This is a genomic window from Thermus sp. LT1-2-5 (genome assembly GCF_040363165.1).
Classification (GTDB): domain Bacteria; phylum Deinococcota; class Deinococci; order Deinococcales; family Thermaceae; genus Thermus.
The window spans coordinates 1-20,004 of the sequence record NZ_BSRG01000009.1 but is presented as its reverse complement, the minus strand read 5'-3'; the positions used below and the strand labels follow the sequence as shown (position 1 = coordinate 20,004).

The window sequence follows — 20,004 nt, the reverse complement described above, 5'->3', positions numbered from 1 at the left end:
CCTACCTCCGCAAGAGGGCCTGGGCCTCCTTAGAGCCTAGGCTCGCCGCCTGCCGCAGGGCCCTTTCCGCCTCCTGCTCCCGGCCCAGGCCCCGCAGGGCGAGGCCCAGGTTGTACCAGGCGGCGGCCTGCCGAGGGGCCCGCTCCAGCACTTCCCGCAGGAGGAGCTCCGCCTCCCCCAAGCGCCCCAGGGCCACAAGCCCCGCCGCCAGGTTCACCCCCACCTCCGGGTTGCGGCCCGCCTCGTAGAGGGGCCGGAGGAGGGCCACCGCCTCCTCGGCCCGGCCCGCCTCTAAAAGCAGCGCTCCCCTCAGGGCCTGGGCCTCCGGGGAGGACAACCCCTCCAACAGGCGCAACGCCTCCGCCTTCCGCCCCAAGGCCACCGCCGCCTGGGCCTTGAGGAAGGTCCCCGGGGGCCCCGCCTCCTCGGCATAGCGGTAGGCGTTTTGGGCGTCCCCCAGGCGCAAGTAGGCCGCAGCCAAGGCCAAGGCCACCTGGGGCTCGGGGCTTACCCGGTAGGCCGCCTGGAGGAAGCCCAAAGCCCCCCGGGCGTCCCCTGCCTCCAAGCGCCTTTGCCCGAGGAGGTAAGCCGCCTGCCAAAGAGCGGGGTCCAGGGCGTAAGCCTCGCGCAAGAGGGGCTCCGGGGATGGGGAAAGGAGGGCCTTGCGCAGGAGGAGCTTGGCCCGCTCCTTACCCGCCACCGCCTTGAGTCCCCGGTCCAGCTCCCGCAAGGCCCTCTCCTTTAGCCCCTCCTCCGCCAGGATGCGGGCCAGGAGGTCCCAGGCCTCCGCCAAGCCGGGCTCCCGGTTCAAGAGGCCGTAGAGCACGGGCACCGCCTCCACCCGGGCCCCGGCGGCGTAGAGGGCCTGGGCCAAGGCCAGGCGGTAGGCGGGGGTGCGCCCGGGGGTGAGGCCCCGCTTGAGGGCCTGCGCCGCTTCTTGGGCCTGGCCCGCTTGGCTCAAGGCGCCCGCCAGGCCCAGGTAGGCCTCCTCCGTGGGGTTGAGCTCCACCGCCTTGGAGAAGGCCTCCGCCGCCTCCTTGGGCTTGCCCAGGCGCAGGTAGACCTGGCCCAGGTTGTAGTACCCCTCGTAGCGGTCGGGGAAGACCTGGGTCATCTGCAAGAAGGCGAAGCGGGCCTCCTCCAACCGCCCCGCCTTGACCAGGGCCACCCCCAGACCCAGGTGGGCCTCGAGGCGGCCATAGTCCTGGGCCAGGATCTCCTCGTAGGCCAAGGCGGCCTTGCCGTAGTCGCCAGAGCGCAAAAGGGCCTCAGCCTCCTGCAAGGACGGCTGGGCCAGGGCCAGACCCAATCCCAGGAGGAGCGGCAGGGCTTTGGGAACGCGTTTCGTCATAGGGGCCTCCAAACCCGTCTTTGCCCTAAGCATAGCACACGCCCAAGGAAAGCGGGCCCGCTTTGCTATCCTAAAAAGCGTGGAGGCACCCCCCTCGAGGCCCTTGGACCTAGACGCCCCCAAGGTCTTGGTCCTCAACGCCGCCTACGAGGTCCTGGGCCTAGCCAGCATCAAACGCAGCGTGCTCCTGGTACTTTCCGGAGGAGCGGAGATGGTTTCCGAAAGCGGGCGCTACCTCCACACCCCCTCCACCCGCATCCCCGTGCCCAGCGTCATCCGCCTGAAGCGGATGGTGCGCCGGGGCATGAGCCGCATCCCCCTAAACCGCCGCAACGTCCTCCGGCGGGACCGCTACACCTGCCAGTACTGCGGCCGCCAGGGGAGCGACCTCACCGTGGACCACGTGGTGCCCAAAAGCCGCGGCGGCCAGCGCACCTGGGAAAACCTAGTGGCCGCTTGCCGCAGCTGCAACCTCAAGAAGGGGGACCGCACCCCCGAGGAGGCGGGCATGCGCCTCCTAAGGCCCCCCCGGGCGCCTAAGGCGCCCCTTTTTTTGGCGGAGATGCGGGAGATCCCCGAGGACTGGCGGCCCTACCTGGAAGCCCTCTTGAAGTAGCGGGCCCCCAGCCCCGGCACCTCCGCCTGCCCCTGGAAGACCGCCCCCGTGAGGAGGTCGCGCCAGCTCCCCTGGGGCAGGGGCAAGGTGGCGGGGGCGCTTTGGTTGTTGAAGGCCAAGAGGAGCCTGTCCTCCCCTTCTCCCCGGAAAAAGGAAAGGAGGCCCCCCTCCGCCAGGTAAGTGGCGAAATAACTGCCCCTGAGCGCAGGCTCTTGGGCCTTCAGGCGGTAAAGCCCTCGCAGGTAAGCCAGAACGCTGGGATCGCAAGCCTCCCATGGGATGGGGCGGCGTTGCAGGTCCAAGGGCTCCTTCTCCCCCAAAAGCCCGCACTCCTCCCCTTGCCACACCACCGGCGTCCCGGGCAAGGCGAAGAGAAGGGCCCAGGCCAGCCGGGCCTTAGCGCCGCTCCCCAGGTCGGAAAGGAGGCGGGAGGTGTCGTGGGAGCTGATGAGGTTAAAGCCCATGGCGGTGGCTGCCTCCGGGTAAAGGGCGTAGGTTTCCGCAAGGAGGCTAAGGGCCCTGGGCCCACCAAAGAGGGCGGGGTGGAGGCCTTGGGCGTAGCGCAGCACGATGTCCCGGCCGATGGCGTAGTTCATCAGGCTATCGAAGGCCCCCTCCCCCACCCAGCCCGGGGCCCGACGCCAGATTTCCCCCACCAGGTAGGCCTCCGGGTTCACGGCCCGTAAGCGGCGTTTGAGCTCGCGGAAGAAGGTTGGGGCCTCGAGGAGATCCTCGGGCACGTCCACCCGCACCCCGTCAAACCCGAAGCGCACCCAGCGCTCCGCCACCCCAAGGAGGTAGGTCCGCACCTCGGGGTTGCCAGTGTTCAGCTTGGGCAGGCTCCCCACCCCCCACCAGGCCTCGTAGGCGGAGGCGTCCCCAGGGGTGAAGGGGTAGCGGCGCACGAAGTACCAGTTCCAGTAAGGCGAGGTGGGGCCGCGCCTCACCACGTCCTGAAAGGCGAAGAAGCCCAAGCCTGTGTGGTTGGGCACGAAGTCGAAGAGGACCCGGATCCCCAAGGCGTGGGCCCGGTCCAGAACCTGGCGCAGCAAAGCCTCGTCCCCCAGGCGCGGGGCCACCTGGAGGTAGTCGTGGGTGTCGTACCCGTGGGCGCTCCCCGCCCGGAAGATGGGGTTCAGGTAAAGAAGCCCCACCCCGAGCTCCGCCAGGTAGGGAAGCCGCTCCAGCAAGCCCTTCAGGTCGCCCCCGTAGTACTGGTGGCAGCAGTGCAAGGGACTGGGCGGGTCCCCCCAGGCGGAAAGGTGGGGCAAGGGCCCGCCCCGGTTCTGCCAGACCTGGTTGTAGCGGTACTCGTCGTCCTCCAAGGCCAAGGCGTCGTTGCCGGGGTCCCCGTTTTGGAAGCGGTCAGGGAAGACCTGGTACCCCCCCTTTTGCCCCACCCAGGCCAAGGCGGCAAAGGGGGCCTTGGGGGGGGCGAAAGGGCCCAGGACCTTCTCCCCCGCCTTGCCCCGTACCCGCAAGGTATAGGGTGCCGCCTCTGGGATGAGCCCGCGCCACACCTCCTGGCCTCCATAGACCAGTTGGCGCCCCATGGGAAACGCCTGCCCTCCCTGAACCAACCAGGCCTCCCGCACCTCCTCCACCGGGGCCTGGAAGCGGACGGAATACCCCTCAGGGAGGCGGGAAACCTGGGCGGGGTCTTGCGGGTTGTGGGTCTGGGCCAGGGCCAGGGCAGAGAGGAGGGCCAGGGCTTGGAAGCGCTTCATGGCAAGAGTCTACCGCCGCACCGACAGGAGGACCGCCAATAGGACCAGAAGGGCCCCCAGATAGCCCATGGGGGAAAGGACCTCGCCAAAGAGCAAGAAGGCGAAGAGGTTCGCCACCACGGGCTCGAGGGTGGCCACCACGCTGGCCCGGGTGGCGGGAAGGCGCTGAAGCCCCGCATAGTAGGCCAGGTAGGCCCCGTACGTGGAAAAGCTCCCGAGGAAGAGGAGGGCGAGAAGGGCCTTGGAGCTTAGGGGGACGAAATCCACGAAGGGCAGAAGCCCCAACGCTCCCACGGGCAGGGCGTAAAGGAAGAGGGTGGGGGTGGGGTAGCGGGGCAGGTAGACCTTGCCAAAGATGTAGTAAAGGGCATAGGTGAAGCCGGAAAGGAGGCCGAAGAAAAGGGCCAAGGGCCCAGCCCGCACCTCGCTCCCCCCACCCAGGCCCATGAGCCCCACCCCGAGGAGGGTGAGGACCACGGCCAAGGCCCCCGCCCGGTCCAAGGGCTCCTTAAGGACCAAGGAGGAAAGGAGGGCCACCCAAGCGGGGGCGGTGTAAAGGAGAACCGAGGCCAACGCCGCCCCCCCGTACCCCACCGCCAGCTGGTAGGACCCGTAAAAGAGGGAAACCCCCACCAGACCGAAAAGCAAAAGGACGGGCAGGTCCCGCCGCGCCACCCTAACCCGGCCCAAAAACGCGGCGTGGAGGGCGAAGAAGGCCCAGGCGATCCCCGCCCGGAAAAAGGCCACCATGAGGGGGGAAAGCCCCTCCTGGAAGGCCAGGCGGCTCACCGGGCCGATAAGGCCCCACAAGAAGGCGGCGAGGAGCAAAAAGAGGTAGCCCATGGCAAGGGAGTATAATCCCCCCAGGTGCTCTATGGAGGTCTTATGAGCGCGCGTACCCTCTTCGCCCTGCTTTTCCTCCTCCTCCTCGCCCTTTTCGCCTGGCTCAACTGGGGGGAGATCAACCGGCCCACCCCCTTGTCCTTGGGCCTCACCCGGGTGGAGGCCCCCTTAGGCCTTGTCTTGGTGGTGGCCCTGGGAGTGGTTTCCCTCCTCTACCTCCTCTTTACCATCGGCCTGGAAACCGCCGCTTTGCTGGAAGTGCGGCGCTACGCCCGGGAGCTCCTCCAGTACAAAAAGCTGGCGGAAGACGCCGAGCAAAGCCGCTACACCGAGCTCAGGCGCTACCTGGAGGCGGAGTTCGCCCGCTTAGCGGAGGCGGAAAAGGAGGAGATCCGGGCCCTCGAGGCCCGCATCGCCGAAACCCTGGAGAAGCACGGCAACACCCTGGCCGCCTACATTGGGGAGCTGGAAGACCAGCTTCTCAGGCTCCTTTCCCCCAAAGGGGAAGAAAAAGGCTAGGGGGCGTGGCCGCCCCCCAGGTGTTTCCCTTCGCCCTACTCCACCAGCTCCACCAGGGCCAAGGGCGCCCCGTCCCCCCGGCGGCGCTCCGCCAGCTTGAGGACCCGGGTGTACCCCCCGGGGCGGTTTTGGTACTTGGGGGCGATCTCGTCAAAGAGCTTACGCACCAACTTCACGTCCTGCAGGTCCCGGAGCACCAGGCGGCGGGCGTGCAGGTCCCCCCGCTTGGCCAGGTGGATCAGGTGGTCCACGAAGCCGGTGATCTCCTTGGCCTTGGGCAAGGTGGTGGTGATGCGGCCGTGGGTCAGAAGGCTTTTGGCCTGGTTGCGGTAGAGGGCCAGGCGGTGGGAAGAGTGGCGGTTTAGCTTCCTTCCAGACTTCAGGTGGCGCATGGTCTCACTCCTTCAAGGCGAAGCCCCGCTTGGCCAGGGCCTCGCGGATCTCCTCCAGGCTCCTTTCCCCAATGCCGGGGATGTTGCGGAGGTCCTTGAGGTTGAGGGCCAAAAGGGCCCGCACCGACTCAATCCCCTCCTCCTTGAGGCTGTGGAGCACCCGGGTGGAAAGCCCAAGCTCCTCCAGGGGCAGATCCAGGTCCTCCTCCTTCTCCACCCGCTCGACCACGGGCTCCGCAGGGGTGGGCAAGGCGGTGGCCTGGGGGTTGGTGAAGTAGGAGAGGTGCTCCTTTAGGATCTCCACCGCCTGGTTCAAGGCCTCCAGGGGGGTGACGGAGCCGTCGGTCCAGATGCGCAGGGTGAGCTTGTCCAGGTCCGTGCGCTGGCCCAGGCGGGTATCCTCCACCTGGAAGGCTACCCGGCGCACCGGGGAGAAAATGGCGTCCACGGGGATGGCGTTGATGCGGTCCTTGATGCCGTGGCGTTCCGCCGGCACGTACCCCACCCCTCGGTCCACCCGAACCTCCATATAGAGCTTCCCCCCCGCCTCGAGGGTGGCGATGGGGAGGTCGGGGTTCAGGATCTCCACGTCGCTGCTTGGGGTGAAGTCCCGGGCGGTGACCACCTTGGGGCCTTCCGCCCTGAGAACCAAGGTGGTGGTCTGCATCTTGGGGTCCAGGAAGCGGACCACCAGCTCCTTCAGGTTCAGAACTATCTCCACCACGTCCTCCTTCACCCCGGGGATGGTGGAGAACTCGTGCAGAACGTCCTCAATGTAGACGCTGGTGACCGCGGTCCCGGGAATGGAGGAAAGGAGGATGCGCCGCAAGGGGTTGCCCAGGGTGACGCCAAACCCCCGCTCCAGGGGCTCCAAGACGAACTCCCCGTACTCCCGCCCCTGGGTGCGCACCGTGAAGACCGGGGCTTTCAGCTTGCTCTCTAACATAGGCCTCCTCTGAAGGGGCAATGGAGGCCCGGACGGACCGGGCCCCAAAACCTTACCTGGAGTAGAACTCGATCACCAGCTGCTCGTTCACTGGCAGGGCCAGGTCCTCCCGGTCGGGGAGCCGGAGGAACTTGCCCTTCATGTTCTCCACGTCCAGGGAGAGCCAAGGACCCACCTTGCGGCCCTTCATGGCCTCGAGGTTCTCCCGGATGAAGGCCAGGTTCTTGCTCCCCTCGGCGATGGCGATCTCGTCCCCCGGCTTCACCCGGTAAGCGGGCAGGTCCACCCGGCGCCCGTTCACGGTAATATGGCCATGGCGCACCATCTGGCGGGCCTGGCGGCGGCTTGCGGCGAAGCCCAGGCGGTAGACCACGTTGTCCAACCGGGATTCCAGAAGCCCCAGGAAGACGGTGCCCGTGACCCCCTTCTTCCGGCTCGCCTCCTCAAAGAGGTTGCGGAACTGGGTTTCCGAGATCCCGTAAATGCGGCGAAGCTTCTGCTTTTCCCGCAGGCGCACCGCGTAGTCGGAAGGGCGGCGGGCCCGCTTCTGCCCGTGCTGGCCTGGGGGGTAGGGCCGGCGCTCCATGGCGCACTTGGGGCTGTAGCACCGCTCCCCTTTGAGGTAAAGCTTGACTCCTTCCCGGCGGCAAAGACGGCAAACTGGTCCAATGTAACGACCCATCTTCTCTCACTCCCTAAGAGGCCTTGCGGAACTTCTTCTTGGGGCGGCAGCCGTTGTGGGGCACGGGGGTGTCGTCCACAATGGACTTCACCTGCAAACCAGAAGCCTGGAGGGCGCGGATGGCCTGCTCCCGGCCCGCCCCGGTGCCCCGCACGATCACGTCCACGCTCTGCATGCCATAAGCCATGGCCTTCTTGGCGGCGTCCATGGCCGCAAGCTGGGCGGCGTAGGGGGTGCCCTTGCGGCTCCCCTTGTAGCCGATGACCCCGCCCGAGGACCAGGTGATGGGGTTGCCGTCCGGGTCGGTGATGGTGACGATAGTGTTGTTGTAGGAGGCGTGAATGTACGCCTTCCCGCTGGCGACCTGTCGCTTGACTTTCTTCTTCGTAGTTTTTCTGGCCATACTCTCCCTCTATCGGAGTATCCGCTGGCCCTAGAAGCGCACTACGCTACTTCCTCGGAGCCTTCTTCTTGCCCGCCACGGTCTTGCGGGGGCCTTTGCGGGTACGGGCGTTGGTCCGGGTGCGCTGGCCGCGCACAGGTAGGCCCACGCGATGCCTGAGCCCCCGGTAGCACCCGATGTCCATAAGCCGCTTGATGTTGGCGGCCACCTCCGCCCGGAGCTCGCCTTCCAGCTTCCAGGTGTTCTCCACGTACTCGCGGAGGCGCACCACCTCGGCCTCGGTGAGGTCCTTGACCCGGGTGGCGGGGTTGATGCCCGTCTTTTCCAACGCCTCCTTGGCCCGGGCTGGACCAATGCCATAGATGTAGGTGAGGGCCACGTCCACCCGCTTGTTCCTGGGAATCTCTACGCCTGCAATCCTCGCCACGTTGCCTCCTTACCTACCCTTGCCGTTGCTTGTGCTTAGGGTTCTCGCAGATCACGTAAACCCGCCCGTGCCGGCGCACCACCTTGCACTTCTCGCACATCTTCTTGACCGACGCCCGTACCTTCATCGCGCCTCCTACTTTCTATAAACGATGCGGCCCCGCGTGGGGTCGTAGGGGGTTATCTCCACCACCACCCGGTCCCCCGGCAGGATACGGATGTAGTGCATGCGCATCTTGCCGGAGATGTAGGCTAGGATCTCCGGTCCCGAGTCCAGCCTTACCCGAAAGGTAGCGTTGGGCAAAGCCTCGGTGATCACGCCTTCCGCCCGAATGGTGTCCTTCTCCTTCGCCATACCCCTCCTACCGCGCCCGCACCAGGGGAACCCCGGTGAGGAGCTCCGGGCCCTCCTCCGTCACCAAGACGGTGTTCTCGTAGTGGGCGGCGAGGTTGCCTTGGCCGGCGCTCGCCGTCCAGCCATCTTCCAATATTACCACAGGCGCCGGGCGCAAGGTGACCATGGGCTCGAGGGCCAAGGTCATGCCGGGGCGGATCTTGGGCCCCGTGCCCGGCTTGCCGAAGTTGGGGAGCTGGGGGTCCTCGTGGATCTCCCGGCCCACCCCGTGGCCCACGAACTCCCGCACCACCCCGTAGCCCCGGCTTTCCAAGAAGGTCTGCACCGCATGGGCCACGTCCCCGATGCGGAAGCCAGGCCTGAGGTATTTCATCCCCTCCCAGAAGGCGGCCTCCGTGTCCTGGATGAGCCTCTCCGCCTCGGGGGAAACCTTGCCCACGGGGAAGGTGCGGGCCATGTCGGCGGCGAAGCCCCCGTAGAAGAGGCCTACGTCCACGGAGAGGATGTCCCCTTCTTGAAGGGGCCTGTCCGAGGGGATGCCGTGAACCACCACCTCGTTCACCGAGGTGCAAAGCGTGGCAGGGAACCCATAGAGCCCGAGGAAGGCCGGCTTGGCCTTGCGCTTCAGGATGGCCGCATGGGCGATCTGGTCCAGCTCCTTGGTGGTGATCCCGGGCTCCACGTGGCGGGCTACCTCCTCCACCACCTCGGTGAGGAGGGCGCCCGCCTCCCGCATGCGCTCGATCTCCCAGGGGCTTTTCAGCTTGATGGCCATCAGATTCCCAAGGCGGCCCGGATGCGGGCGTAGACCTCGTCGGGCGTGCCCAGGCCGTCCACCCGCTTCAGGGCGCCCGTCTTCTCATAGTACTGGATAAGGGGCTCGGTTTTCTCCCGGTAGACCTCGAGGCGGCGCCTTATGGTCTCCTCGTTGTCGTCGGAGCGGCCCTCTACCTCCGCCCGCTTGAGCATCCGCCGGACCAGTTCCTCCTCGGGCACCTCCACCAGCACCACCCCAAGAAGCCGGGTGCCCGTCTCCTCTAAGAGGCGGTCCAGGGCCTCCGCCTGGGGCAAGGTACGGGGGAAGCCGTCAAAGATCACCCGCTCGGCGAGCTCCTCCCGGATCAGGGCCAGGATCAGGTCATCCGGCACCAGGTCCCCTCGGTCCATGATGGGCTTCACCTGCTCTCCCAAAGGGGTACCCCGGGCCACGTGGTCCCGCAGGATGTCCCCGGTGGAAAGCTTCTTAAAGCCCAACTCCGCCGCAAGCCTGGCCGCCTGGGTGCCCTTGCCCGCCCCCGGCGGCCCCAAGAAGATCACCGCTTCCCCCATTCCGCCTCCTAGCGCGTGCGGCCGCGGATGCGGCCCTTGGAAAGGAACCCTTCGTAGTTCCGGAGCATCAGCTGGCTCTCAATCTGCCTGAGGGTGTCCAGGGCCACCCCCACCACGATCAACAAGCCGATCCCCGAGAAGGCGATGCTCTTCACCCCGGTGAGGTTCTGGATGATTTGGGGCAAGGCCGCCACCAAGCCCAGAAAGAGCGCCCCCCAGAGGGTGAGGCGGGAGACGATATGCTCCAGGAACTTCACCGTGGGCTCCCCGGGGCGGATGCCCGGGATGAACCCCCCGTACTCCCGCAAGGACTCGGCGATGCGCTTGGGGTCAAACTGCACCGCCGTGTAGACGTAGGTGAAGAGGACGATGAGAAGGACCTCGAGGAGGAGCCCGGAAAGATGGGTAGGGTTGAAGAAGTTGGCGATGGCCTGGAGCACGGGGTTGTCCTGGAAGGGGGCGGCGAGGAAGATGGGGATCTGCAGGATGGCGGCGGCGAAGACGATGGGGATCACCCCGGCGGCGTTCAGCTTGATGGGGATGTAGGTGGCCTGGCCCCCGTACACCCTGCGGCCCACCACCTTACGGGCGTACTGCACCGGGATGCGCCGCTCCGCCTGCTGCACCGCCACCATCCCGGCGAAAGCCAGCACGATGAAAGCCAGGAAGAAGAGGAAGGCCACCAGGTTCACCTCCCCGGTGCGGATAAGGCCCACGGTGCGCACCAGCTGAGGCAGCCATTCCACCACGATGCCGGCAAAGATGATCATGCTGGTGCCGTTGCCGATGCCGTACTCGGTGATGCGCTCCGCCAACCAGAGGAGGAGGGCGATGCCCGCCACCTGGGTAACCACCACCACCAGCCAGAAGAAGGGCCCCGGGGACCAGCCAGGAAGGAGGAACCTCCCCCCCTCCGCCCCCAAGAAGGCCGTGGCTAGGAAGAAGCCCTGGAAGGCCCCCAGAGCGATGCCGCCAATGCGGGTGTACTGGTTGATGATGCGGCGGCCCTCCTCCCCTTCCTTGGATAGCTTCTCCAGCGCCGGCACCACGTTCACCAGAAGCTGCATGACGATGGCGGCGGTGATGTAGGGCATGATGCCCAAGGCGAAGATGGAGAAGCGCTCAAAGTTGCCGCCGGAAAAGAGGTTGATGATGCCGAAGACCCCCCCTTGGGTGGTGCGCAAGAACTCCTGGATCTTGTCCAGGTCCACCCCCGGGGTGGGGATGAAGGCCCCCAAGCGGTAGGCGGCCAAGACCAGGAGCGTGAAGAGGATGCGCTGGCGAAGCTCGGGGATCTGGAGGGCGCTCCGGAAGGCCTTCAGCATCTTAGGCCTCCAAGAGGACGGCTTCCCCGCCCGCGGCCTTCAGCTTTTCCAGGGCGCTTTTGGAGAAGGCGTGGGCCACCACCTTGAGGGGCTTGGCCTCCCCTTCCCCCAGCACCTTTAGCCGGTACCCCTTCTTCAGAAGGCCCGCTTGCACGAGAAGCTCTGGGGTAACCTCCCCGTCAAAGCGGGCCAGGTCCTTGAGGTTCACCCCCTGGTACTTGGGGCGCTTGATCTCCCCCGGCACCTGCCCCTGCATACCCCGCTTGGGCAGGCGCATCAGGGTGGTGGAGCGGCCGCCCTCAAAGCGGCGGGGGTCCTTGAGGCCGCCGGAGCGAGACTTTTGCCCCTTGTGGCCGCGGGTGGCGGTCTTGCCGTGGCCGGAGCCCGGCCCCCGCCCCACCCGCTTGCGCTTTTTGTTGGCCCCAGGATTGGGCTTTAGATCCGTGAGCTTCATTCCAACACCTCCACCCGGAGAAGGTGGGCTACCTTGGCCACGTTACCCCGGATGGCTGGGGTATCCTCCAGCACCTTCTCCTTCTGCAACTTGGTAAGCCCCAAGGCCTTCAGGGCCGCTTTTTGGTCCTTGGGGTAACCGATGGGGCTTTTCACCAGCTTGACCTTGAGCTTGCCCATCACTCCTCCCCGCCCTTCCGGAGGCGCTTCACATCCTCCTTGGTCTGGAGCTGCCGCAGGGCTTCCATGGTGGCGTAGGCGATGTTGATAGGGTTGCGGCTCCCCAGCTCTTTGGTGAGGATGTCGGTGATGCCCGCCAGCTCCAGAATGGCCCGGGGCACCGCCCCAGCGATTACCCCGGTGCCAGGAGCGGCAGGCTTCAAGAGGATCTTGGAAGCCCCGTACTCCACCTCGATCTCGTGAGGGATGGTGCCGTTTTGAATGGGCACCTCCACCATGTTGCGGCGGGCGTAGTACCCAGCCTTCTGCACCGCCAAGGGTACCTCCGGAGCCTTACCCAAGCCAAGGCCCACCCGGCCCTGCCGGTCACCCACCACCACCAAGGCACCAAAACGGAAGCGACGCCCACCTGCCTGCATTCGGGCGGTGCGCCGCACCAGGATCATCTTCTCTTCAAAGTCGGTCTCGGGCATGGTCCCTCCCTTAGAACTCTAGACCGCCCTCCCGGGCCCCCTCGGCCAGGGCTTTCACCCGACCGTGGTACTTGTAAGGGCCGCGGTCAAAGGCCACCTGCTTGATGCCCTTGGCCAAAGCCTTTTCCGCCAGGGCCCGCCCCACCTCCCGGGCTACCTCTGTCTTGTTGCCCTTGAGCTTGAGGGCCAGGCTAGACTCGGCCACCAGGGTCTCCCCCTTTTCGTCGTCAATGATCTGGGCGTAGATGTGATTGAGGCTGCGGAAGACGGAAAGGCGAAGCCGGCCCGTGCGCTTGATGCGGTTGCGCACCCGGAATTTACGGCGCTCGTGTGCGGTAAGCCGTGCCATAATCCCCCCTACTTCTTAGCACCCGCCTTGCCAGGCTTCAGGCGGACGGGCTCGCCCGCATAGTAGATGCCCTTTTCATGGTAGGCACTGGGCTTCTTGATGGCTCGGATGTTGGCCGCCACCTGCCCCACCAATTGCTTGTCGATACCTACTACCCGGATCTTGGTGGGTTCGGGCACCTCGAGGGTGATCCCCTCCGGGGGCTCCACCACCACGGGGTGGCTGTACCCCACGGTAAGCTCCACCGCCCGGCCCACCAGCCGCGCCCGGTAACCGATACCCTTGATGAGAAGCTCCTTGGCGTACCCCTCGGACACCCCCTTCACCGCATTGGCGATGAGGGTGCGGGTGAGCCCATGAAGGCTCTTGTGGCGGCGCTCGTCGGAAGGGCGCTCCACCCGAACCACGCCCTCCGCCACTACCACCCGCATCTCGGGGGAGATGGCCACGGAAAGCTCGCCCTTGGGGCCCTTGACCTTGACCAGGCCCGGGGAAACCTCCACGCTAACCCCCTTGGGCAGGGGAATGGGAAGCCGACCAATTCTAGACATCACCACACCTCGCAGATCAGCTCGCCGCCCACGCCCAGTTTGCGGGCCTCCCGGTCGGTGAGAACCCCTTTGGGCGTGGACAAGATGGCGATCCCTAGACCCCGGCGTACCCGGGGGATCTCCTTCACCCCCACGTAGACCCGCCGCCCTGGGCGGCTGATGCGCCGGATGTGCTTGATGACCTGTTCGGGACGGGGGTCAAGCCCGGGGCGCCTCGGGCCGTACTTCAGGTGGATGCGCAACACGGGCTTGCCGTCCACCTCCACCCGCTCGTACCCCTTAATGAAGCCCTCCCGCGCCAGGATCTTCAAAATCTCCTCCTTGAAGCGGGAGGCGGGCACCTCGGTGCTCTCCTTGTAGACCCGGGTGGCGTTGCGTATCCGGGTCAGCATGTCGGCAATGGGGTCCGTCAGCATTTCCTCTCTCCTTTTACCTCACTCCTAAGCCATGCGGTCTCGAGGGAACCCCCCCGACCGGCCACGGCCTACCAGCTGGCCTTCTTCACCCCAGGGAGCTGCCCCTTGTGGGCCAGTTCCCTTACGCAAAGGCGGCAAAGACCAAAGTAGCGGTAGACGCTCCGGGCCCTCCCACACCGCACACACCGGGTGTAGGCCCGCACCTTGAACTTAGGGGTCCGCTTGGCCTTCTCAATTAGCGCTTTTCTTGCCATGCTCGCCTCACTTGCGGAAGGGGAAGCCTAAAAGCTCCAATAGAACCTTGGCTTCCTCGTCGGTCTTGGCGGTGGTAACGATGGCGATATCCATCCCACGCAGGGCATCCACCATATCGTAGGTGATCTCGGGGAAGATGAGCTGCTCCTTGAGGCCCAAGTTATAGTTGCCCCGTCCATCAAAGCTTGCCGGGTTCACCCCCCGGAAGTCGCGGATGCGGGGCAAGGCCACGTTGAGGAGCTTCTCCAGGAAGATCCACATCCGGTCCCCCCGCAACGTCACCCGAAGGCCGATGGGCATGCCCTTACGGAGCTTGAAGTTGGAGATGGACTTTTTAGCGCGGGTCACAGCCGGCTTCTGGCCAGTGATAAGAGCGAGCTCCTTGGAGGCCTTCTCCAGGATGCGGGCGTCCTCCTTGGCCTCGCCCAGGCCCTGGTTCACCACCACCTTCTCCAGCCTGGGAACCTCCCAGATGTTCCGGTAGCCGAAGCGGCGGATGAGCTCGGGCCGCACCTCTTCGTAGTACTTCTTCTTCAGGGCAACATCCAGAGGCATGCTACTCCTCCACGTCCAAGGACCCACCGCACTTGGCGCAGGCTCGGATCTTCCGCCCGTCTTCCAGGAGCTTCTTGCGCACCCGGGTGGGCTTGCCGCAGGCGGGGCAGATGGGGCGCACCTTGGAAGCGTGCAGGGGAGCCTCCTGCTCCACAAACCCGCCCTGAGGATGCTGCGGGCTCACCCGCACCGCCTTCTTGACAAGGTTTACCCCCTCCACGATCACCGCTTGCCGCTTGGGCAACACCGCCTTCACCTTGCCCACACGGCCTTTGTACTTACCGGAGGCCACCAGCACGGTGTCCCCCTTCTTTACGTGCACCTTGGTCTGCATCAGAGCACCTCCGGCGCCAGGGAGACGATCTTCATGAAGCCCTTCTCGCGCAGTTCCCTCGCCACAGGGCCGAAGACACGGGTGCCGCGGGGCTCCAGCTGGTTGTTGATGATCACGGCGGCGTTGTCGTCAAAGCGAATGGCCGAGCCGTCGGGCCGCTTTACCTCTTTTTTGGTACGCACCACCACCGCCTTCACCACATCCCCTTCCTTCACTGCCCCACGGGGAATGGCCTCCTTGACGCTGGCCACGATAATGTCGCCCACGGTGGCGTACTTGGCGTTGGAGCCCTTGAGGACGCGGATACACATGATCTTACGGGCCCCGGTGTTGTCGGCCACCTCCAGGTAGGTCTGAGGCTGGATCATGCCTTACCTCCCCGCTTGGCCAAGCTAGCGTAGTTCTGCCGACGCACCTCGTACTTCTCCACCAGGTCCATGCGCCCACTTTCCACCAAGCGAAGTACCCGGAAACGCTTACGCTTGGAAACGGGGCGGGACTCTATGATCTCCACCACGTCCCCCACCTTGTACCGCTCCTCGGGGTCATGGGCCAGGTACTTCTTAGAGCGCTTGATCACCTTGCCGTAGAGGGGGTGAGGAAACTGGCGTTCTACCAAGACCGCAACGGTCTTTTGCATCTTGTCGCTCACCACCACCCCGGTCAGCACCTTCTTAGGCATTGGCCCTCCTCTTCTCGTTCAGCACCGTAAGGAGCCGGGCAATGGTCTTGCGAGTTTCCCGGATCCTGTGGTTCTGGGAAAGCTGGCCGATGGAAGCCTGGAAGCGTAGCTCCATAAGCTCCCGCTTTTTCTTTTGGATGAGCTTTTCTAGCTCCGCGGGGGAGAGCTTGCGGGCCTCCTCCAGCTCCTTCTTCACTTCACTGAGCTTCATCGTAGGCGTCCCTCCGCACGACCTTGGTCTTGATGGGAAGCTTGTGGCCGGCGATGCGCAAAGCCTCCAGGGCCTGCTCCTCGGTCACCCCAGCCACCTCAAACATCACCCGGCCTGGCTTCACCACCGCCACGTACCCCTCCACGTTGCCCTTACCCTTACCCATCCGCACCTCCAAGGGCTTCTTGGTGTAGGGCTTGTCGGGGAAGATGCGGATGAAGATCTTCCCTCCGCGGCGGAAGTGGCGCACCATAGCCACACGGGCCGCCTCAATCTGCTGAGCAGTGATCCAGGCGGGCTCGAGGGCCACCAGGCCGTAATCCCCGAAGGCCACGTAATCACCCCCCTTCGTGGCCCCCTTCATGCGGCCCCGGTGCTGCTTCCGGTACTTCATGCGCCTGGGCATCAGCATGGCCTACTCCTCCTTCTTCACCCGCACGGCGGGGCGGCGGCGGCGGGGCTTCTCCTCGCCCTTGGGACCTTCGGCCCGGGCCCGGGTCTTCTGGCCGCCGATCACCTCGCCTAGGAAGACATACGCCTTAACCCCCAGCACCCCGTAGGTGGTGCGGGCCAAAGCGAAGCCATAGTCTATGTTAGCACGCAGGGTCTGTAGGGGAACCCGGCCCTCGGCGGCCCACTCGGTGCGGGCCTGCTCCGCCCCCCCGATGCGCCCGGAGACGATGACCTTAGCCCCCTTGGCCCCGGATTCCATGACCCGCTGCACCGCCTGCTTGATAGCCCGGCGCACGGCGAAGCGGCGCTCTATTTGCTCGGCCACCCGCTGGGCCACCAGGGGAGCGGAGAGGTTGGGGTTGTGGATCTCCTGCACGTTTAGGGCCACGTTCTTCCCCGTCATCTTGGACAGGGTTTCCCGCAGGACCTTGATCTTCTCCCCACCACGGCCAATGACCACGCCGGGCTTGGCCACGTGCACGGTCACCGCCACGTTGTCCGCCGCCCGCTCGATGTCGATGCGGGCAAGCCCCGCCGGGTAGAGCTCTTTGGTGAGGACCTCACGGATCTTCTGGTCCTCCCAAAGGAGGTGGCGGTACTGCTTCTTTCCCGCATACCAGCGGGACTCCCAATCCCGGGTGATGCCGAGCCGAAACCCGATAGGGTGGATCTTATTTCCCATGCTTCTCCCCCAAGATCACCGTGATGTGGCTGGTCTTCTTCTTCATGATGTCCGCCCGGCCCCGGGCCCGGGGAAGCACCCGCTTCAGGGCAGGCCCCTCGTCCACGAAGGCCGCCTTCACGTAGAGCCGGTCCTCTAGCATATCGTGGTTGTTCACCGCATTGGCGGCGGCGGACTCCAGCACCTTGGCCACGTGGTAGGCCCCCCGCTTGTGGGTGTAGCGCAGGATAGCGCGGGCCTCCTCGAGGCTCTTCCCCCGGATCAGGTCCACCACGAGCCGAACCTTCCTGGGGGCAATGCGCACGTAACGGGCAATAGCTTTCGCTTCCATGGCTACTTCTTCTTGGTGGCCTTGGCCTCTTTGCCGTGCCCCCGGTAGGTGCGGGTAGGGGCAAACTCACCCAGCTTGTGCCCCACCATGTTCTCGGTGATGTAGACGGGCACGTGCTGCTTGCCGTTGTAGACCGCGATAGTGTGCCCCACCATTTCGGGAACAATGGTGGAGCGGCGGCTCCACGTCTTGATGAGCCGCTTCTCCCCCTTGGCGTTCAGCTCCAGGATCTTCTCCAGGAGGTGGTCATCTACGAAAACGCCCTTCTTCAAGCTACGCGGCATGGCTCACCTCACTTCTTGCGCCGGGCCAGGATGAAGCGGCTGGAAGGCTTGCGCCGCTTGCGGGTCTTGACACCCTTGGTCTGCCAGCCCCAGGGGGAAGCAGGAGGACGGCCCCGGGGCGCCCGGCCCTCACCACCACCGTGGGGGTGGTCCACCGGGTTCATGGCAGCGCCGCGCACGTGGGGCTTGCGCCCCAACCAACGGGTCCTGCCCGCCTTGCCCAAGACGATGTTCTTGTGGTCGGCGTTGCCCACGGTCCCAATGGTGGCGTAGCACTCGCCGTGCACCTTGCGCAGCTCCCCGGAGGGAAGGCGCAGGATCACGTAGTCCCCTTCCCGGCCCTGGATCTGGGTGCTGGTGCCGGCGGAACGGGCCAGCTTGGCCCCCTTCTTGGGCTCCAGCTCCACGGCGTGGACCACGGTGCCCACAGGAATGAAGCGCAGGGGAAGGGCGTTGCCCACCTGGATGGGGGCATCGGGCCCCGCCACCACCTGCTGCCCCACCTGTAGGCCCTCGGGGGCGATGATGTAGCGCTTCTCCCCGTCAGCGTAGTGGAGGAGGGCGATGCGAGCGGAGCGGTTGGGGTCGTATTCGATGGCCGCCACCTTGGCGGGGATGCCCGCCTTGTCCCAGCGCTTGAAGTCCACAATGCGGTAAAGCCGCTTGTGGCCGCCGCCCCGGAAGCGCACGGTGATGCGGCCCTGGTTGTTCCGCCCCCCCGTCTTCTTTAGGGGTTTGACCAAGGACTTCTCCGGCTCCGTCTTGGTGATCTCGGAGAAGTCCGCCACCGTCATGAAGCGGCGGCTTGGGGTGTAGGGTTTGAACTTCTTGACTGCCATTCTCCATCCTCCTTGCCGGATCGGGGCCGGGCACCCCCCCCGGCCAGGTCTAGATGAGGCCCTCCAAGGCCTCGATCTTCTGCCCGGAAGCCACCTGAACGATGGCCTTCTTGCGGTCGGGGCGCTTGCCCAGGTAACGCCCCAGGCGCTTCTTCTTGCCCCGCACCCGCAGGGTGTTGACCCCCACCACCTTCACCTTGAAGGCCTCCTCCACCGCGTTCTTGATCTCGGTCTTGGTGGCCTTGGGGTGAACCCAGAAGGTGTACTTGCCCTCGGCGAAACCGGCGTAGGCCTTCTCCGAGAGAACGGGGGCGAGGATCACGTCGTAAGCGGTCTTCACGCCTCACCTCCCAAGCGAGCCTGGAAGGCCTCCCAAGCCTTCAGGTCCATGACCAGCCGCTCGGTACGCAAGATGTCGTACACGTTGAGCCCCTCGGGGGCCAGGGTGACCACCCAGGGCAGGTTGCGGGCAGCGCGGCGGACCACCTCGTTTTCCGCTACCAAAAGCACGGTTTCCGAGCCATCCAGACCCGCGGCCTTAGCCCAGGCCAAGAACTCCTTGGTCTTGCCGTTCACCCCAGCGAAGTCTTCCACCAAAAGGAGCTTCCCCTCTCGGGCCCGGTCGGCCACGGCCATGGCTAGCCCCGCCTTCCTCACCTTCTTGGGCAGGGTGTAGCCGTAGTCGCGGGGCTTGGGCCCGAAAACGGTGCCGCCGCCCACGAAGATGGGGGCGCCGATGTCCCCGTGGCGGGCGCGGCCGGTGTGCTTCTGGGGGTAGATCTTGCGGCTGGAGTAGGCCACCTCACCCCGGGTCTTGGTGCTGGCGGTGCCCCGGCGGCGGTTCGCCAGCTGCCAGCGCACCACCTCCCAAAGGAGGTGGGGGTTGACCTCGGCGGGGAGGTCGGCGGCAAGCTCCCGCTTGCCGGAAGAGGAGAGCACAGGGATCTGGTACACCATGTCCTCCTTACCTGCCTTCACTTAGCCACCTTCTTGGCTTGGCGCACCACCAGGAGGCCGCCGTTGGGCCCCGGCACTGCGCCCTTGACCAAGAGAAGGTTTTCCTCGGGGATGACGTCCACCACCTCGAGGTTCATCACCGTCACCCGCTCGGCCCCGTAGTGGCCGGCCATGCGCTTACCCTTGTACACCCGGCCCGGGGTCTTGCGGTTACCGATGGAACCGGGGTGGCGGTGGATCTTGTGGGCGCCGTGGGAGTCCGGCCCACCGGCGAAGTTCCAGCGCTTCATCACCCCGGCAGTACCCCGCCCCTTGGAGGTGCCGGTGACGTCCACCCGCTCCCCCGGCTTGAAGATCTCCACCGTCACCACGTCACCTTCGGGGTTGAAATCCCGGATCTCCTTGAGGATCCGCACCGGGGCCACGCCCGCCTTGGCGAAGTGCCCCTTCATGGGCCGGTTCACCCGCTTGGGCTTCTGGGGCAAAAACCCCAGTTGCACCGCCAGGTACCCATCCTTCTCCGGGGTGCGCCGCTGCACCACGGGGCAGGGCCCGGCCAGGATCACGGTGACGGGAACAGCCCGGTCGTCCTTGTAGATCCGGGTCATGCCCACCTTCGTGCCCAGGATGCCCTTCACTTGCCACCTCCCACGGTCTTGATCTCGATCTCCACGCCGGTGGGCAGGTCCAGGTTCATGAGGCTCTCGATGGTCTTGCGGTTGGGGTTCAGGATGTCCACCAGGCGGTTGTGGGTGCGGAGCTCAAAGTGCTCCCGGGAGTCCTTGTGCTTGAAAGGACCCCGGATCACGGTGAAGCGCCGCACCCGGGTGGGCAGAGGTACGGGGCCCGAGACCTGTGCCCCCGAGCGCCGCACGGCCTCCACGATCTTCTGGGCCGAGGCGTCAAGGGTCTTGTGGTCAAAGCCCCGAAGCTTGATGCGGATCTTGGGCATGCTTCACCTCACTCCAGGATCTTGGTGACCACGCCGGCGCCCACGGTCCGCCCACCCTCCCGGATGGCAAACCGCAAACCCTCCTCCAACGCCACCGGCTTGATCAGCTCCACCGTAAACGTCACATTGTCCC

37 protein-coding genes are annotated in these 20,004 nt (G+C 65.7%); 2 read left to right on the top strand and 35 right to left on the bottom strand.

All coding sequences use genetic code 11. The features are described from left to right. Nucleotide 1: 1 nt before the first annotated feature. Nucleotides 2-1,351, bottom strand: a complete 1,350-nt coding sequence (locus ABXG85_RS08965) for a tetratricopeptide repeat protein (protein ID WP_353513368.1) — start codon at nucleotides 1,349-1,351, stop codon at nucleotides 2-4. 103 nt (nucleotides 1,352-1,454) lie between these two features. Between ABXG85_RS08965 and ABXG85_RS08960 the strand changes: the two genes are divergently transcribed. Continuing rightward, nucleotides 1,455-1,967, top strand: a complete 513-nt coding sequence (locus tag ABXG85_RS08960) for an HNH endonuclease (protein ID WP_353513407.1) — start codon at nucleotides 1,455-1,457, stop codon at nucleotides 1,965-1,967. On the opposite strand, the gene ABXG85_RS08955 is transcribed toward ABXG85_RS08960, so the two are convergent. Both ABXG85_RS08955 and ABXG85_RS08950 read right to left on the bottom strand, forming a co-directional pair. After that, on the bottom strand, nucleotides 1,943-3,694 hold the full coding sequence (locus tag ABXG85_RS08955; RefSeq protein ID WP_353513367.1) for a glycoside hydrolase family 13 protein: 1,752 nt from the start codon (nucleotides 3,692-3,694) through the stop codon (nucleotides 1,943-1,945). The genes ABXG85_RS08960 and ABXG85_RS08955 overlap by 25 nt on opposite strands. Before the next feature lie 9 nt (nucleotides 3,695-3,703). After that, on the bottom strand, nucleotides 3,704-4,537 hold the full coding sequence (locus ABXG85_RS08950) for a DMT family transporter (RefSeq protein ID WP_353513366.1): 834 nt from the start codon (nucleotides 4,535-4,537) through the stop codon (nucleotides 3,704-3,706). A gap of 42 nt (nucleotides 4,538-4,579) precedes the next feature. Between ABXG85_RS08950 and ABXG85_RS08945 the strand changes: the two genes are divergently transcribed. After that, nucleotides 4,580-5,056 (top strand): DNA cytosine methyltransferase, encoded by a 477-nt coding sequence (locus tag ABXG85_RS08945; protein WP_353513365.1) that lies wholly within the window; start codon nucleotides 4,580-4,582, stop codon nucleotides 5,054-5,056. Between the two features lie 35 nt (nucleotides 5,057-5,091). Here the strand turns inward: ABXG85_RS08945 and rplQ are convergent, their stop codons facing one another. The 32 genes from rplQ to ABXG85_RS08785 all read right to left on the bottom strand — a co-directional run. Beyond that, nucleotides 5,092-5,448, bottom strand: a complete 357-nt coding sequence (gene rplQ, locus ABXG85_RS08940; RefSeq protein ID WP_071677269.1) for a 50S ribosomal protein L17 — start codon at nucleotides 5,446-5,448, stop codon at nucleotides 5,092-5,094. Nucleotides 5,449-5,452: 4 nt separating this feature from the next. Next, nucleotides 5,453-6,394, bottom strand: a complete 942-nt coding sequence (locus tag ABXG85_RS08935) for a DNA-directed RNA polymerase subunit alpha (RefSeq protein WP_353513364.1) — start codon at nucleotides 6,392-6,394, stop codon at nucleotides 5,453-5,455. A 52-nt stretch (nucleotides 6,395-6,446) separates the two neighbouring features. Next, entirely contained in the window at nucleotides 6,447-7,076 is a 630-nt protein-coding gene (gene rpsD / locus ABXG85_RS08930; RefSeq protein ID WP_071677267.1) for a 30S ribosomal protein S4, read from the bottom strand. Between the two features lie 13 nt (nucleotides 7,077-7,089). Next, nucleotides 7,090-7,479: a 30S ribosomal protein S11 gene (gene rpsK, locus ABXG85_RS08925; protein WP_353513363.1), complete on the bottom strand. Its 390-nt coding sequence runs from the start codon at nucleotides 7,477-7,479 to the stop codon at nucleotides 7,090-7,092. Between the two features lie 46 nt (nucleotides 7,480-7,525). Further along, the gene (gene rpsM / locus ABXG85_RS08920; RefSeq protein ID WP_353513362.1) at nucleotides 7,526-7,906 is read right to left on the bottom strand and encodes a 30S ribosomal protein S13; all 381 of its coding nucleotides are present in this window, start codon (nucleotides 7,904-7,906) and stop codon (nucleotides 7,526-7,528) included. A 13-nt stretch (nucleotides 7,907-7,919) separates the two neighbouring features. After that, nucleotides 7,920-8,033: a 50S ribosomal protein L36 gene (gene rpmJ / locus ABXG85_RS08915; RefSeq protein WP_014514895.1), complete on the bottom strand. Its 114-nt coding sequence runs from the start codon at nucleotides 8,031-8,033 to the stop codon at nucleotides 7,920-7,922. Nucleotides 8,034-8,041: 8 nt separating this feature from the next. After that, on the bottom strand, nucleotides 8,042-8,260 hold the full coding sequence (infA, locus tag ABXG85_RS08910; protein ID WP_353513361.1) for a translation initiation factor IF-1: 219 nt from the start codon (nucleotides 8,258-8,260) through the stop codon (nucleotides 8,042-8,044). A gap of 7 nt (nucleotides 8,261-8,267) precedes the next feature. Further along, nucleotides 8,268-9,035 carry a type I methionyl aminopeptidase gene (map, locus tag ABXG85_RS08905; RefSeq protein ID WP_353513360.1) on the bottom strand — a complete coding sequence of 256 codons (768 nt, stop codon included), beginning with the start codon at nucleotides 9,033-9,035 and terminating at the stop codon, nucleotides 8,268-8,270. Further along, nucleotides 9,035-9,589 carry an adenylate kinase gene (locus ABXG85_RS08900; RefSeq protein WP_353513359.1) on the bottom strand — a complete coding sequence of 185 codons (555 nt, stop codon included), beginning with the start codon at nucleotides 9,587-9,589 and terminating at the stop codon, nucleotides 9,035-9,037. The genes map and ABXG85_RS08900 overlap by 1 nt, the downstream gene beginning before the upstream one ends. An 8-nt stretch (nucleotides 9,590-9,597) precedes the next feature. Then, nucleotides 9,598-10,914 carry a preprotein translocase subunit SecY gene (gene secY, locus ABXG85_RS08895; protein ID WP_353513358.1) on the bottom strand — a complete coding sequence of 439 codons (1,317 nt, stop codon included), beginning with the start codon at nucleotides 10,912-10,914 and terminating at the stop codon, nucleotides 9,598-9,600. Between the two features lies 1 nt (nucleotide 10,915). Further along, complete coding sequence (gene rplO, locus ABXG85_RS08890) at nucleotides 10,916-11,368, bottom strand: 50S ribosomal protein L15 (protein ID WP_353513357.1); 453 nt, start codon at nucleotides 11,366-11,368, stop codon at nucleotides 10,916-10,918. Then, nucleotides 11,365-11,547 (bottom strand): 50S ribosomal protein L30, encoded by a 183-nt coding sequence (rpmD, locus tag ABXG85_RS08885; RefSeq protein WP_234507144.1) that lies wholly within the window; start codon nucleotides 11,545-11,547, stop codon nucleotides 11,365-11,367. Before rpmD ends, rplO begins: the two co-directional genes overlap by 4 nt. Further along, complete coding sequence (rpsE, locus tag ABXG85_RS08880; RefSeq protein WP_353513356.1) at nucleotides 11,547-12,020, bottom strand: 30S ribosomal protein S5; 474 nt, start codon at nucleotides 12,018-12,020, stop codon at nucleotides 11,547-11,549. Before rpsE ends, rpmD begins: the two co-directional genes overlap by 1 nt. 10 nt (nucleotides 12,021-12,030) lie before the next feature. Beyond that, complete coding sequence (rplR, locus tag ABXG85_RS08875; RefSeq protein WP_353513355.1) at nucleotides 12,031-12,369, bottom strand: 50S ribosomal protein L18; 339 nt, start codon at nucleotides 12,367-12,369, stop codon at nucleotides 12,031-12,033. Nucleotides 12,370-12,377: 8 nt separating this feature from the next. Continuing rightward, nucleotides 12,378-12,920 carry a 50S ribosomal protein L6 gene (gene rplF, locus ABXG85_RS08870; RefSeq protein WP_353513354.1) on the bottom strand — a complete coding sequence of 181 codons (543 nt, stop codon included), beginning with the start codon at nucleotides 12,918-12,920 and terminating at the stop codon, nucleotides 12,378-12,380. Further along, a complete protein-coding gene (gene rpsH, locus ABXG85_RS08865; protein WP_039458124.1) occupies nucleotides 12,920-13,336 on the bottom strand; it encodes a 30S ribosomal protein S8 in 417 nt (138 codons plus the stop codon). The genes rplF and rpsH overlap by 1 nt, the downstream gene beginning before the upstream one ends. 68 nt (nucleotides 13,337-13,404) lie before the next feature. Next, on the bottom strand, nucleotides 13,405-13,590 hold the full coding sequence (locus tag ABXG85_RS08860) for a type Z 30S ribosomal protein S14 (RefSeq protein ID WP_353513353.1): 186 nt from the start codon (nucleotides 13,588-13,590) through the stop codon (nucleotides 13,405-13,407). Nucleotides 13,591-13,597: 7 nt separating this feature from the next. Next, nucleotides 13,598-14,146 (bottom strand): 50S ribosomal protein L5, encoded by a 549-nt coding sequence (gene rplE, locus ABXG85_RS08855; RefSeq protein WP_353513352.1) that lies wholly within the window; start codon nucleotides 14,144-14,146, stop codon nucleotides 13,598-13,600. 1 nt (nucleotide 14,147) lies between these two features. After that, on the bottom strand, nucleotides 14,148-14,480 hold the full coding sequence (rplX, locus tag ABXG85_RS08850) for a 50S ribosomal protein L24 (protein WP_353513351.1): 333 nt from the start codon (nucleotides 14,478-14,480) through the stop codon (nucleotides 14,148-14,150). Then, nucleotides 14,480-14,848: a 50S ribosomal protein L14 gene (gene rplN, locus ABXG85_RS08845; RefSeq protein ID WP_015718099.1), complete on the bottom strand. Its 369-nt coding sequence runs from the start codon at nucleotides 14,846-14,848 to the stop codon at nucleotides 14,480-14,482. Before rplN ends, rplX begins: the two co-directional genes overlap by 1 nt. Continuing rightward, the gene (gene rpsQ / locus ABXG85_RS08840; RefSeq protein ID WP_353513350.1) at nucleotides 14,845-15,162 is read right to left on the bottom strand and encodes a 30S ribosomal protein S17; all 318 of its coding nucleotides are present in this window, start codon (nucleotides 15,160-15,162) and stop codon (nucleotides 14,845-14,847) included. Before rpsQ ends, rplN begins: the two co-directional genes overlap by 4 nt. Beyond that, complete coding sequence (gene rpmC, locus ABXG85_RS08835) at nucleotides 15,155-15,373, bottom strand: 50S ribosomal protein L29 (RefSeq protein WP_353513349.1); 219 nt, start codon at nucleotides 15,371-15,373, stop codon at nucleotides 15,155-15,157. The genes rpsQ and rpmC overlap by 8 nt, the downstream gene beginning before the upstream one ends. After that, nucleotides 15,360-15,785, bottom strand: a complete 426-nt coding sequence (gene rplP, locus ABXG85_RS08830; protein WP_353513348.1) for a 50S ribosomal protein L16 — start codon at nucleotides 15,783-15,785, stop codon at nucleotides 15,360-15,362. Before rplP ends, rpmC begins: the two co-directional genes overlap by 14 nt. A gap of 3 nt (nucleotides 15,786-15,788) precedes the next feature. Then, on the bottom strand, nucleotides 15,789-16,508 hold the full coding sequence (rpsC, locus tag ABXG85_RS08825) for a 30S ribosomal protein S3 (protein ID WP_353513347.1): 720 nt from the start codon (nucleotides 16,506-16,508) through the stop codon (nucleotides 15,789-15,791). Continuing rightward, entirely contained in the window at nucleotides 16,498-16,839 is a 342-nt protein-coding gene (rplV, locus tag ABXG85_RS08820; RefSeq protein ID WP_039458095.1) for a 50S ribosomal protein L22, read from the bottom strand. The genes rpsC and rplV overlap by 11 nt, the downstream gene beginning before the upstream one ends. 2 nt (nucleotides 16,840-16,841) lie before the next feature. After that, a complete protein-coding gene (gene rpsS / locus ABXG85_RS08815) occupies nucleotides 16,842-17,123 on the bottom strand; it encodes a 30S ribosomal protein S19 (RefSeq protein ID WP_039458092.1) in 282 nt (93 codons plus the stop codon). Between the two features lie 8 nt (nucleotides 17,124-17,131). Beyond that, nucleotides 17,132-17,962: a 50S ribosomal protein L2 gene (rplB, locus tag ABXG85_RS08810; protein WP_353513346.1), complete on the bottom strand. Its 831-nt coding sequence runs from the start codon at nucleotides 17,960-17,962 to the stop codon at nucleotides 17,132-17,134. 49 nt (nucleotides 17,963-18,011) lie between these two features. Next, complete coding sequence (locus ABXG85_RS08805; protein ID WP_244362430.1) at nucleotides 18,012-18,302, bottom strand: 50S ribosomal protein L23; 291 nt, start codon at nucleotides 18,300-18,302, stop codon at nucleotides 18,012-18,014. Then, nucleotides 18,299-18,919: a 50S ribosomal protein L4 gene (gene rplD, locus ABXG85_RS08800; protein ID WP_039458368.1), complete on the bottom strand. Its 621-nt coding sequence runs from the start codon at nucleotides 18,917-18,919 to the stop codon at nucleotides 18,299-18,301. Before rplD ends, ABXG85_RS08805 begins: the two co-directional genes overlap by 4 nt. 17 nt (nucleotides 18,920-18,936) lie before the next feature. Continuing rightward, nucleotides 18,937-19,557 (bottom strand): 50S ribosomal protein L3, encoded by a 621-nt coding sequence (rplC, locus tag ABXG85_RS08795; RefSeq protein WP_353513345.1) that lies wholly within the window; start codon nucleotides 19,555-19,557, stop codon nucleotides 18,937-18,939. Beyond that, nucleotides 19,554-19,871, bottom strand: a complete 318-nt coding sequence (gene rpsJ, locus ABXG85_RS08790) for a 30S ribosomal protein S10 (RefSeq protein WP_353513344.1) — start codon at nucleotides 19,869-19,871, stop codon at nucleotides 19,554-19,556. Before rpsJ ends, rplC begins: the two co-directional genes overlap by 4 nt. Before the next feature lie 8 nt (nucleotides 19,872-19,879). Continuing rightward, nucleotides 19,880-20,004: EF-Tu C-terminal domain-related protein (locus ABXG85_RS08785; RefSeq protein WP_486401647.1), on the bottom strand; the 125-nt coding region annotated here is incomplete at its 5' end.